The 12,417-nt window shown below is 40.4% G+C and carries 13 protein-coding genes; 1 reads left to right on the top strand and 12 read right to left on the bottom strand.

What is annotated here, in order from left to right; translation table 11 throughout:
• The coding region (locus A8805_RS19940) for a transposase (RefSeq protein WP_146199463.1) at window positions 1–223 on the top strand (223 nt) is incomplete at its 5' end.
• Window positions 224–447: 224 nt separating this feature from the next.
• Here A8805_RS19940 and A8805_RS19935 read toward each other — a convergent pair.
• The 12 genes from A8805_RS19935 to A8805_RS19880 all read right to left on the bottom strand — a co-directional run bounded on the left by A8805_RS19935 (window position 448) and on the right by A8805_RS19880 (window position 12,318).
• Window positions 448–1,014, bottom strand: coding sequence for a TetR/AcrR family transcriptional regulator (locus tag A8805_RS19935; protein ID WP_109714446.1), 567 nt, complete (start codon window positions 1,012–1,014; stop codon window positions 448–450).
• A 249-nt stretch (window positions 1,015–1,263) separates the two neighbouring features.
• Entirely contained in the window at window positions 1,264–2,058 is a 795-nt protein-coding gene (locus tag A8805_RS19930; RefSeq protein WP_181392931.1) for an SDR family oxidoreductase, read from the bottom strand.
• Window positions 2,059–2,080: 22 nt separating this feature from the next.
• The gene (locus A8805_RS19925) at window positions 2,081–2,842 is read right to left on the bottom strand and encodes a helix-turn-helix domain-containing protein (protein WP_109714442.1); all 762 of its coding nucleotides are present in this window, start codon (window positions 2,840–2,842) and stop codon (window positions 2,081–2,083) included.
• 3 nt (window positions 2,843–2,845) lie between these two features.
• Entirely contained in the window at window positions 2,846–3,499 is a 654-nt protein-coding gene (locus A8805_RS19920) for an AAA family ATPase (RefSeq protein ID WP_109714440.1), read from the bottom strand.
• 12 nt (window positions 3,500–3,511) lie between these two features.
• Window positions 3,512–4,255, bottom strand: coding sequence for an amino acid ABC transporter ATP-binding protein (locus A8805_RS19915; protein ID WP_242992507.1), 744 nt, complete (start codon window positions 4,253–4,255; stop codon window positions 3,512–3,514).
• Window positions 4,256–4,267: 12 nt separating this feature from the next.
• Complete coding sequence (locus A8805_RS19910) at window positions 4,268–5,044, bottom strand: amino acid ABC transporter permease (protein WP_242992505.1); 777 nt, start codon at window positions 5,042–5,044, stop codon at window positions 4,268–4,270.
• A 19-nt stretch (window positions 5,045–5,063) separates the two neighbouring features.
• Window positions 5,064–6,011: a transporter substrate-binding domain-containing protein gene (locus A8805_RS19905; protein ID WP_181392930.1), complete on the bottom strand. Its 948-nt coding sequence runs from the start codon at window positions 6,009–6,011 to the stop codon at window positions 5,064–5,066.
• A 187-nt stretch (window positions 6,012–6,198) separates the two neighbouring features.
• Window positions 6,199–7,473, bottom strand: coding sequence for an aspartate aminotransferase family protein (locus A8805_RS19900; protein ID WP_109714434.1), 1,275 nt, complete (start codon window positions 7,471–7,473; stop codon window positions 6,199–6,201).
• Window positions 7,474–7,485: 12 nt separating this feature from the next.
• Window positions 7,486–8,628: an iron-containing alcohol dehydrogenase gene (locus A8805_RS19895; RefSeq protein WP_242992503.1), complete on the bottom strand. Its 1,143-nt coding sequence runs from the start codon at window positions 8,626–8,628 to the stop codon at window positions 7,486–7,488.
• A 122-nt stretch (window positions 8,629–8,750) separates the two neighbouring features.
• Window positions 8,751–9,755, bottom strand: a complete 1,005-nt coding sequence (locus A8805_RS19890) for a phosphotransferase enzyme family protein (protein ID WP_109714432.1) — start codon at window positions 9,753–9,755, stop codon at window positions 8,751–8,753.
• Between the two features lie 13 nt (window positions 9,756–9,768).
• Window positions 9,769–11,034 (bottom strand): aspartate aminotransferase family protein, encoded by a 1,266-nt coding sequence (locus tag A8805_RS19885; RefSeq protein ID WP_109714430.1) that lies wholly within the window; start codon window positions 11,032–11,034, stop codon window positions 9,769–9,771.
• 24 nt (window positions 11,035–11,058) lie between these two features.
• Entirely contained in the window at window positions 11,059–12,318 is a 1,260-nt protein-coding gene (locus tag A8805_RS19880; RefSeq protein ID WP_207657735.1) for an aspartate aminotransferase family protein, read from the bottom strand.
• Window positions 12,319–12,417: the final 99 nt, after the last annotated feature.

Raw genomic sequence — 12,417 nt, 5'->3', positions numbered from 1 at the left:
TGATCGAACCCGAATGTCTAAACGCGGTTCAAAGCTACTGCGATATGCACTCATAAATGCTGCTTGGCAAGCCACCTTAGTAAATCAAACCTTTAAAGACTATTATGATTTAAAGATTTCTCAGGGGCGTCGCCATTACAATGCCTTAGGTCATGTTGCTCATAAGCTTGTTCGCGTCATCCATAAAATGATGACTGATAATGTTGAGTTTAATTTAGCCTAGTCCTACCTATTAACTATATTTAATTTTCAAAGAGCATCTATATGATGCTTTATTTCCTATACACTTTTTTAGTTCAAAACTTTATTAAAAACTTTTTAATTTCCTATTGACTATTCATAGTTGGTCTCCTTATTAATATGTGTATGAATGAATGCTATTAGTTATTCATTCACGTAACAGGTTAAGTTTAGAGGAAATCATTTAGACTTCCTCCCCGCTAATTTTTAGGCGAATATTCCCTTTATGAAATATCTGACAAGTGTTCTTAATGCTTCACTATAGCCTTCAAAATCATTACCAGTAATATGACAGTCAATATAATAGATAAAGTCAAATACCTTTAATATCTTTTCTATTATATCCTCATCATACGATGCTTGCTTTAGACGTTCCTGAAAGGTATTTAATAAAAACTGATGAAACGCGTAGTTCTTTGTGCCTGATTCTGAATAATAATGTTCATGTAATATCTTTGATATTGCAGGGTTATTCCACTCTGCAATAATTTTATTATTTAAGACAAAATCCAGACTATAGGTGAAAAGTTCATCTACTACATTTACAGGCTCACCAGTCCAATCAATCTTATCTATCACTTGTTTCCTTACATTCTCATTTTCTCTTATATATATTTCTAAAAATACTTCTTCTTTGGATTGATAATATTTATAGAACGAACCTACGGCGATGCCTGCCCTTTTTGCGATTTCGGATATATTTGTGTTTTTATATCCGTGTTCTAAAAATGTTTCATGCGCAGCCTGATCTAAAATTAACTTTTTATTATCCACAGGGAAACCTCCTTATAAATATTATGAATGAATCGTTTTATCTATTCATTCACTATATGTTAACATGGATTGAAAGCTGTGTCAATAAGTCAGTAAAATGGTATTATTTTTGATGGAAAAACAAAGCCTCCTATACCTTTATAGTATAGAAAGCTCTATGAAATGAGTTGAATACATTACTTATACTTCTTATGTAAGAGTGGCTCTGTATCTTGCCGGGGGAACCTCATATCCAGAACCGGAGATTGTTTAAAAACGCACAGCATTGGTTTCCGGCAACATATTTCCGCCATCAATTACCAAGGCTATTCCTGTTATATAATCTGCTTCGGGACTTGCCAGAAAAACTGCGGCAGCTCCGATTTGTCCAGGTGTTCCCAGCTTTTTCATGGGGATCCCGGCTGAAATTTCTTTCATAATCCGCTCCGGCTCCTCCGGATGGGCATTTTCCGATCCCCTCTTCACATTCGGCGTACAGATGTATCCCGGACAAATCGCATTGCAGGTAATTCCATATTCCGCATATTCTACTGCCACTGTTTTTGTTAATCCTATCAGTGCCGCTTTTGACAAACCATATGCCGTGTATCCCTTATCACACACCATGGCTCCTGTTACAGAAGACATATTGATGATTCTTCCATAACCTGCCTTTCTCATATATGGGATAACCGCCCGGGTCATATGCCAGGTTCCTTTGATATTAATGTCTATATGATAATCCAGCAGGGCATCATCTGTCTCCTCAAATATTTCCATTCTTGCCACGCCTGCATTATTAATCAATACATGAATACTTCCATGTTCTTCTGCAATCTCCCGTATTGTCTGGCGGATCATCTCAGGGCTGGAAACATCGCACAGATATCCTTTCACCGGGTAGCCCTGCCTCTGCAAGTCCCTGGCACAATCAAATACATCGGCACCACGGCTTAACATCATCACCCGGTAACCCGCTTCACAAAGCTTTTCCGCAATTCCAAGGCCAATTCCCTTTGCCGCTCCTGTCACAATTGCTAACTGTTTAAACCCTGTCTCTTCCACTGAAAACACTCCTTTTGGGCGGTTAAACAATATCCATCCCAGTTTTTTTACAATATTGCCTTGGTGTCATAGATGTGTATGTTTTAAACTCTTTAATAAAATAGGACTGGTCATAATACCCCAAGGTCTCATATACCTCATCTACCCGGCCCCTTTGAAGATACCGGAGAGCGGTCTGAATACGGATAATGGTCGCATACTTTTTCATGGTAAGCCCCGTGGCCCCATGGAATACCCTGCCCATATAGCGCTGATTATACTGCAGTTTCTTTGCAATCTCCGCAATGCTGATCATGCCATGCGTCTTTTCAATATGGTCCATTATCGTATCCACCATGGAATTACTTCCTCCAAACTGACTTTCAAAAGGAAATCTTTCTTCAAAAATCTCTGTTCGCTCCTGGAAGGAGGATGCCTTGTAAATATCTTCTGCAATAGCATTCAGCCATGGGCAGTTGTCAATGACCCTATGCCTCTCAATCAGATTCAATATTATTTCGCGAACCAACAGGGGATATTTCCCCGGATTGAATTTCACACCAAAGCACCAACTGTAGTGGCTGGTGGGTGACCTTTTGCTCTGCAAAAAGCTGCCGCTTGCATATATTACATTTTTTCCCTCCAGACACGCAAACTGAAAATCCACACAGGCATCTGGAATTGTATTCAAATTTATTGCCACACCTGTATTTTCAATTTCATAATACTTGTTGACATACTTATCATTGCAGTAATGCTCTTGATAATTCAATTTCTGATCGATTACAAATGTTTTAATATTCATAGGCTATTTTTCCTTTGCAGGTTTCATTTCAAATCCCGGATATTTGATCTGAATATAAGTCTCAATTGTCTTTACACAGTTGTCGAATCCGACTCTGGCACTATTCAGGGTAAGATCATAATTCACAGGATTTGTCCAGTAGTTGCCGCCGGTATAATGCTTATAATATTCTGCACGGTATTTATCCGTCTGGGTAATGGATTTGTCAGCAACAGCTTCATTCACATTCATACGATCCATAATCTTCTGACGGCAATACGCTCTTGGTGCCTCTATATATATACTGATGACATTTGGTCTGTCTCTTAATATCCAGTCAGCACATTTTCCGACAATAATGCAGGACTCCGTAGCTGCAAGCTTCTCAATAATCTGCTTTTGAATCTGGAAAATATTTTTATCGGATTGAAATTCTCCTTCTACCCTCGGCATGAGCGTTCGTGGCAAATTATGTAGGAGACTGTGAACATAACTCTTTCCCCGGATTTTCTCATTTGTTTCCACCAGAATATTTTCGTCAATGCCACTTATTTGAGATGCTAACGTAAGAATCTGGTTTTCATAGCAGTTGATTCCCAAATCCTCCGCGACCTGATTTGCAATAGATTTTCCGCCGCTGCCAAAGCCTCTTGCTACTGTAATGATTAGATGTTCCACGTTTCTACCTCCCTATCTTTCCATATACCGTTTCAAGAATTCTCTTGTTCTTTCATTCTTTGGCTTCGTGAATAAAATCTCAGGTCTCTCATCCTCTACAATATATCCGTTATCCATAAAAATTGTTCTTGTAGAAACATTTTTAGCAAATTCCATCTCATGTGTAACAATGATCATGGTCATTCCTTCAGCAGCAAGGTCCTTCATGACTTTCAGTACTTCACCGACTGTTTCCGGATCAAGTGCGGAAGTGGGTTCATCGAATAATAATACTTCTGGTGACATGCACAGTGACCTTGCAATGGCTACACGCTGCTTTTGTCCGCCAGAGAGCTGTTCCGGTCTCGCATGAATATAAGCTGCCATACCAACTTTTCTCAAATATTTGATAGCCAGGATTTTCGCCTCTTCTTCACTTCGTTTTAAAATTTTTCTGGTCCCAAACATACAGTTTTTAAGCACTGTCATATTATTAAACAAATTGAAGGACTGGAATACCATTCCGACCTGTGAACGGTACTTTGCCAAAGACTGCTGTGTTTTTTTCACTTCCTTATCATGGAATAAAACACGCCCATCTGTTGGAGTTTCTAAGTGATTCACACATCTGAGCAATGTGGACTTACCGGAACCTGAGGATCCGATAATGCAAACCACATCACCCTTATTGATTCCAAAATCAATTTTCTTTAAAACCTCATGATCACCAAAGGATTTCATGAGGTTTTCAACTTTTATTACTGCATCTGACATCATATGCATCTCCCACTAATTTTCAAGATATTCCGTTGCAAGTTCGTAATCATTGCGTCCTTTCATCTTCTTCTCCAAAATCATAAAAATACGGTTAAAGAAGAAGCATAGAACCAGGTAAATAATTGCTATAACAAGATATGCTTCAAAATACTTATAATAGGAACCCCCTGCCGTCTTTGCAGCCAGGAACAGTTCACTCACACCGATTACATTTAATACGGACGTCATCTTCAGGTTATTTAGAAAGGTATTCGCCATTTCCGGGAAAATATTTTTAAGTGCCTGGGGAACAATTACATAAAACATTGCTCCCACATGGGACATGCCCATGGCAAGTGCACCCTCTTTCTGACCAGGATCTACAGAATTAATCCCACCCCGTACCGTCTCACCCATATAGGCACCTGTATTAAGGAGTATTACCAGAATACCTGCCAAAATCGATGTAATCATGATGTTTCCCTGACGCAATCCATAATAAATAACCATTCCCTGAACAATCATTGGTGTATCTCGGAAAATCTCCACGTAAACCAGTACAATTGCCTTTATGATTTTAAATATGATTTTCTTCAGAAAATTATCTCCCTCATGGATTTTTATCGTGTTGATTACACCAATCACAAATCCAAGAATAAATCCAAGTATCGTTCCGATAACGGCCACGTACAAAGTGGCCCATGTTGCTTTTAAAAAAATATTCGAGTACTTTGTGGCCATGAAAATGATCCATTCCAAAAGTCCTGAATCCTTTGTTGGTGCAGCTACTAACATAAGCAGATTTCCCATGTTCAACGCTCCTTACCCTTTATTTGTCTGCGGAAGGCTGTAATTCAATCATTTCTGACATAAGAGCATTCATCACTGCCAGACCTTCCTCTGTCTCATTTGTCCATCCAAGAGAGTCCAGGGCACCCTGGATGATTTCACATTCCGGATCGCCGCCTCTGAAAAGAATACAGCAGTTGTTCGGGCTTCCTTCCGGTGCCACGAAATCATCATCCGAATCAAGTTCAAGCTGTACTAAACCGTTCATGGATTGGAGAGCGGAATCTGCGGTAGATTTTTCAGTAATCAGTACGTCGGCGGTAGAATTCTGAATAGCCAGGAATAATTCGGACGCAGACTCATAATCGGTAGCCGCAGTGCCTGATGGAACCTGTGGTTTATAGTCAACAAAGTTTGTTCCAAGCTGAGCAATCACAGCAGGAGCCATACCCTCAAAATCAGAAAGCTTCTTAACATCGGCAAACTTGCTATCTTCTCTTACAACTGCCTTAATCTGTCTCTCATAATAAGTGGATGTAAAATCATAGATTTCATCCCTTTCAGCTGTATAACAAACAGCACTCATGATGCAGTCATAAGTCTTATCCTCCAGCCCCATAAAGATGGAAGTCCAGTCACTCTTATATACTTCAAGAGTCCATCCGAGTTCATCGCAAATCTTCTGGGCCAGTGCCACATCATAGCCATATGTGTACCCGTCTGAATTGGCAATTTTAACTGCCTTTTCTCCATTTGACAGATCCTCAGTTTCCTGAGTCCAGTTGTAAGGTGCATAAGTACATTCAATTCCAATTCTAAAAACTTTCTTGTCAACAGCATCAGAGGATACTGAAGAATCTGCAGATGCAGAAGTATCTGATTTTGTGCTTTCCTCAGCTTTTGTTGTTTCTTTACCTCCTCCACATCCTGTTAATGCGGAAACTACCATAATTCCTGCCAATACGCTTGCTATTAGTTTCTTTTTCATAAATATACTCCTTCCTCTCCTTATTGATTGGTCTATCTCCGGAGATTTTCCCCGGATAATGAAAAGACGCCTAATCCCCTGGGAATCAGACGCCTTTGCCATTCGCAAATGATATTTTATTGTTGTGCATTGTAACATGCCTAAATCAAAAAAAATAGTATTTTTTTCACTTTTTTATTTTTATTTTTTATACAAGAGTACCCAGCACCTCATCAAATGTCCTTACACAAGTATCAATATCGTATCTGTTTACAATAAGCGGTGCAATAAAACGTACTACATTTTTGTAGCAGCCACAGGTAAGAATCAGCACATCTTTCTCCAAACATCCTTCCTGCAATTTGGATGTAAGCTCTGTCAGTGGATTATGGTCTTTATCCATGAATTCAACACCCAGCATAAGCCCCAGGCCTCTCACCTCTGCGATACAGGAATATTTTGTCTGAAGCTCCTTCATCTTATCCATAAAATATTCGCCCATTTTGAAACTGTTTTCTATATAACCACTCTCCAACTCCTGAATGGTCGCATTTGCGGCGGCACAGGCAACCGGGTTTCCTCCAAAGGTGCCGCCATGCACACCCGCCGGCCACTGCTCCATAATTTCTTTTTTGGCCACAATTGCACTCAGGGGAAAACCGTTGGCAATGCCCTTTGCACAGGTCATAATATCTGGTCTCACATCAAAATTTTCCTGGGCAAACATTTTGCCGGTTCTTCCAAAACCGGTCTGTATTTCATCAAAAATAAGCATGATTCCATATTTATCACATATTCCGCGAACGTAGTTCACCCAATCTCCAGGGGGCACGATGTATCCACCTTCTCCCTGTACAGGCTCCATAATAATTGCCGCCACTTCCTCGGGGGCAACGAAACGGTCAAACAACTGGTCAAACTGTTTAAAGTATTGCTCCGGTGTGTCTTCCCCGTTATAGGGATATGGCGTATGCAACAGATATGGATATTCCAGGTGGTATACATTCGGGCACAAACTGGAATGTAAGTGCTTACGATACTTGGAGTTGGATGCCGTAAGAGTGGCAGCCATCATGGTGCGTCCATGAAACGAACCATTGAATGCGATGATTGCTGGTCTGTTAGTCACATATTTTGCCAGTTTGATTGCTCCGTCATTTGCTTCCGCACCGGAATTGGCAAAGTATACCATGGTGTTTCCTCCGGTAATTTCTACTATTTTTTCTGCAAGCTTTACATACTCTGCGTAGTACATAAGGTTATGCCCGCAATGAACAACTTTGTCCATTTGTGCCTTTGCTGCTTCTATAACTGAGGGATAATTATGTCCCAGATTACATACTGCAATTCCACTGGCAAAATCCAGAATTTTTCTTCCGTCATCTGTATAAAGATAGCAGCCTGAAGCATACTCAATCCCCAAATCTGTTACACGGTTTGCCATTGGCGGCATAACCTTTTTGCATCTCTCTGCAAGTGTCATAATGAGACCTCCTTAAAAATCAACTTTTTTGCCATAATAAATACAATTAAGAAACTTTTCCATATCCTCTCGTGAAACCGGAATAGGATTCACAACAGTAGAGCCTTTCATAGAATGTTCCAGCAATTTATCAAAGTCCTTTTTAAAATCTTCCTCAGTGACCCCTGCATCCTGCATTTTAGCAGGAATGGCAATCTCTGCAGATAGTTTTTTTACTTTTTCAATCACATCCATTCCCAGAATGTGGGAAAGTTTTGCGTACTTACGCAGAACTTCCGGATCTTTTTTATTATAATCCATAGAGTATGGCAAAATCACTGCATTCGCCAGACCGTGAGCTACATTATACATACCACCAAAAGCATGAGAGACGCCATGTACCATGCCGAGACCGCTATTGGCAAAGGCCATGCCTGCCATACATTGATAATTGTGTATCTTTTCTCTTGCAGACAGGCTCCTATCAATAACCGACTCCGGTAACCACTCTATGATTCCCTCTATTGCCCCTTTTGCCAGCACATCCGTAAAATCATTGCCACTCTTATTGATATAGGCCTCCATAGCATGAGTCAATGCATCCATCCCCGTTTCTGCGGCAATCTGCGCGGGGAGTGTGGCCGGCAGTAATGGATCCAGAATTGCTATATTCGGGAATATATGGATCGTCTTTATTACTTTCTTAAACCGCTCCTCCTCATAGGTAATTACACTGACCTTTGTAACCTCAGAAGCAGTTCCCGAGGTGGACGGTATCGCTATGAATTTTGTTGTAAAGCATAACTCATCCAGATTTACATCAAATATATTATCAAAGTTCATTTCCGGATGCTCATAAAAAATCAGCATTACCTTTGCCGCATCAATTGCAGATCCTCCTCCAACTGCCAGGATACAATCCGGATTCTGTTCTTTTACATATTCCACCCCCTCTAACACCATATTGGTTGTGGGGTTCTTCCCAACTCCAGAATAAATTGCTACTTCTACATCTTTTTCTTCCAGAATCCTTGTTACTTTAGCCAGTATACCAGTTCTTTTCATAGACTGACCACCTGTAATAATCACTGCTTTTTTGCATTTGATTTCTGCCAGATAATCAAGTGCATTCTCTCCAGTAACAAGCATATCCCTTGTTAACGTTAATTTTTTCACTTTCATCATCTCCTGATAAATTTTAAATATAAATTAGGAGCCCCCTTTTCTTAAGCAGCTCCTTTGCTTCACCTTTACTATAAACACCTTTATTTTAAAAAAATTGTACAAAATGAACCTTTTCAGGTATTTTTTTCACCATATTTTTCGCAATATTCTTTTGCAAGCATTGCTGTTTTTTCATAATAATCCGAGTGCACCTGTTTCACTGTATCATTATCATTTCTAGTGGCAATCCAGCCAATACGGACAATTTTTTTCAGGAGAATAAAGGTTGGAAGCTCCGCAAGCTCCTCCTGAGAAAGAGGTCTGTATGTTTCATATCCTTTTAATACGGCAGATAATGCCTCACTCATATGCTCATCAAAATATTCCAGAAGCATCGTTGGAATATCATATAAAAACCAGCCAAAACCACAATCATCAAAATCTAACAGATATAACTCTTCTCCCTTTAACAGGACATTGTTGATACTAATGTCATCATGAATCAGTCCGTAGCGGTCACTGCTTCGTCCAAAGCGCTCCAGACGGCTGCGAATAATCTCCACCGCCTGTCTGTACCAGTCCATATATTCCTCCGGCAGACCTTTCATCAAGGAAAAATCTCCCCACCTGCTGTCAGCTCCCACCAGATCATCTATATCCCAGGTAAAACGTTTCAGAGTCTTTGCTTGTGGCCATGCTATAACCTGATTATGCAATTTGGCCGTAATCTCTCCCAGTTTTTTCATATATTTCTGCCGCCTGCACCCATAAATTCCCCGAAGTGTGTCCCCCTGTATAAACTGAAATAGTGCACAGTGTAATTCCTGTCCTTCGACCTGAATACTGCAGACAAAAGAACCCTTTTCTCCCGGAAGAACATCTGCCGTTTTGATATCCGTATCTTGATTAATCTGATGAATCCATAGAAGTTCTCCCTCCATCTCGTCTTCCTGATGATATCCCGACCGAAAAACACGCAGTACATATTTTTCTGCGGTGATTTCATCCCATATTTGATAGGTGAGATTTTCCGAATATTTCAGCAAACGCATCTGCATGGTATTTCGAAATCCATAGCATTGACGCACCACGGGTAATAATTTGTCTGTTTCTATTTTTGAAAATTGTAATTCTGCCATAATACCTTTCCTTTTAACCCAAAAAATTTTTTCTAGCTTCACCTATGCCTTTTTCAAACTTCTCCAGCAGCTCATCGCAATACTCCCTTGTACAAAGGAGCCCTGGCTTAAACTGTACAACATGGGGGTCAAATCTTGCATAAATTGCCCAAATTCCATTATCACAAAGGGATTTCATAGCTGCAATTCCTCCGTCCGGATAATCAAAATTCAGACCGAATATAATCCCTCTTTGGGTATAGGAAGTAAAGAAATCCGGATACAAATTTTTTACACCATCCAACCCTTTCTTCAGATAGTCTGTCAGGAAATGTACATTTTTTACGGTTGACTCTCTTGTAACAATATCCATAACTTTTCCTGCAACCGCACAGCCAAGCTCTGAACCACCGAACGTTCCGGTATGACCACGACCAAATTCCTCTACCCACAACCCTGCTTTTTTTTTCATGATAGTCGCAGAAATCGGATATATGCCGCCACTCAGTCCTTTTCCGGTTACGATGATATCCGGTTTTACATCTTCATGAGAGATTGCCCATAATTTCCCTGTTCTCATGAGTCCCGTCTGCACTTCATCTGCAATATACAGTGTTTCATACTTTTCACACAATTCTTTTACTTTTTTTATGTAGCCGGGAGCAGGAATCTTAAAGCCATAGGTAGCCGGGATTGTCTCAATAATCACACCTGCTACATCCTCATTTTTTAGCACCAGTTCCATAGCATCTACATCGTCCATGGATACCTGGATGAAATCAGGGTCGCCTAACCCCGACAGAAACTTTTCCTTATACAGATTGTCCCCGCAGTCCAGGGCAAGACCTGTATGTCCATGATAGCATTTCATCAAAGATACGATTTTTCTTCGTTTTGTTGCATAGCGGGCACTTTTAATTGCCACATCCACAGCTTCTCCTCCACAGCTTGAGAAAATACAATATTGCATTCCTTCCGTTGCTGTCTCCACCAGCTTTTTGGCAAGATAACCTCTTGCAACAGAACCAAAATGATGATTGCCTATATCAAACTCTTCTATCGCTTCTTTCATGGCACCAATGACTTCTGGATTACGGTGTCCCACATTAAAGGTCCCTCCGTTTAAATGAAGATTCATATATTTCTTCCCATCAATATCCCAAAAATAGTATCCTTCTCGTTTTCCCATGATAATATCACCCCCCATCTTCGGCCATGCCAGGGTTCTGCTGGGATTCCAACAGGTGATACAGTCATGCTTTACCTTTTCTTTCGTATATTCCGGATTATTTAAAAACATATGTTTTCCTCCTCCCCGTTTTATTTATTTTCTGAAAGCTGCAAGAAGAATTCCTTTTTCCATCTTGTCAAAAAGCTGTTCCATATAAGCATCATCTGCCAGCAGCCCCAGCTTAAACTGCAGGACACAAGGGCGTAATCTGGAATTATGGGCCCACACTCCATTTTCAAACAATGCCGGACTCACAGTTTTACTGGCATCCTCCACATCAAAGTCCATTCCCATGATGACGCCTCGCTGGCTGTATCCTTTCAGAAACCCGTCCGTTTTGTCTATCATCCGGTTCGCAAAATCTGTCATACGTTTTGTATTTTTATGAATATTATCAATGGTGGATTGCCTTGTAGTAATTTCCAGCATCTTGAGTGCCACCATACAGCCGATTTCCGAACCTCCCGTTGTCGAGCCATGCATTCTCCCTGCCTCAAACAGCCATTTTGCCGATTTCCTATTTAACACAGTGCAGGAAATCGGATATATCCCTCCCGAGAAGCCCTTGGCAGTTACAAGAATATCCGGAGTGAATCCTTCGTGGTCAATGCTCCACATTTTTCCAGTTCTCATAAGTCCCGTCTGCACCTCATCTGCAATATAAAGTGCACCGTATTTTTCACACAGTTCCTTTACAGTTTTCAGATAACCGGAATTTGGAATCTGAAATCCATAAGTTGCAAGAATAGACTCAATCATAACTGCCGCAGTGTCTTCCTTTTTTAATTCCTGTTCCATTGCCTCAAGATCATTTAATGGCAGTTGGACAAAGCATCCGTCCTCTCCGCCCGCCAGAAAAGGATCTTTAAATATGGCATCTCCGGTGGATACAGAAAATCCAGTATGTCCGTGGTAACAGCCTTTTATAGATATGATTTTCTTTCTTTTTGTGGTATACCTTGCACTTTTAATTGCTACATCTACAGCTTCTCCGCCGCCGGAGGAAAACACACAGTATTGCAGCCCCTCAGGCGTCACCTCATTCATGCGTTTTCCCAGCATAGCACGTGCAGCCGATGCAAAATGATGATTTCCAATATCAAAATCCCTGGTTGCCTGGATCATAGCCTCAATCAATTCCGGATTTCTGTGTCCCAGATTAAAGGTACCTCCATTAATATGAATATCCAGATACTTTTTCCCATTCATATCCCAAAAAGCATAGCCTTCTCTTTTCTCCATAATAAGGTTGATATTACGGTCAATCCACTCCTGTGTCTTACCTGGATTTACATATTTTATACTATAGTCAATTACTTCTTCCTTGGTTAAATCAGGAAACATTTTAAACATATCTTGCTCACTCCTTTTATTTTTAATATTAAGCGCAAACAACTTCTCTTTTCTATAGCACCTATATTAAATCAGCATTCATATCCTGTAAAATATCTT

Origin of the sequence: Faecalicatena contorta, from assembly GCF_003149105.1 — a bacterium.
Lineage (GTDB): Bacteria > Bacillota > Clostridia > Lachnospirales > Lachnospiraceae > Muricomes > Muricomes contortus_C.
This window is presented reverse-complemented; position numbering and strand designations above follow the sequence as displayed.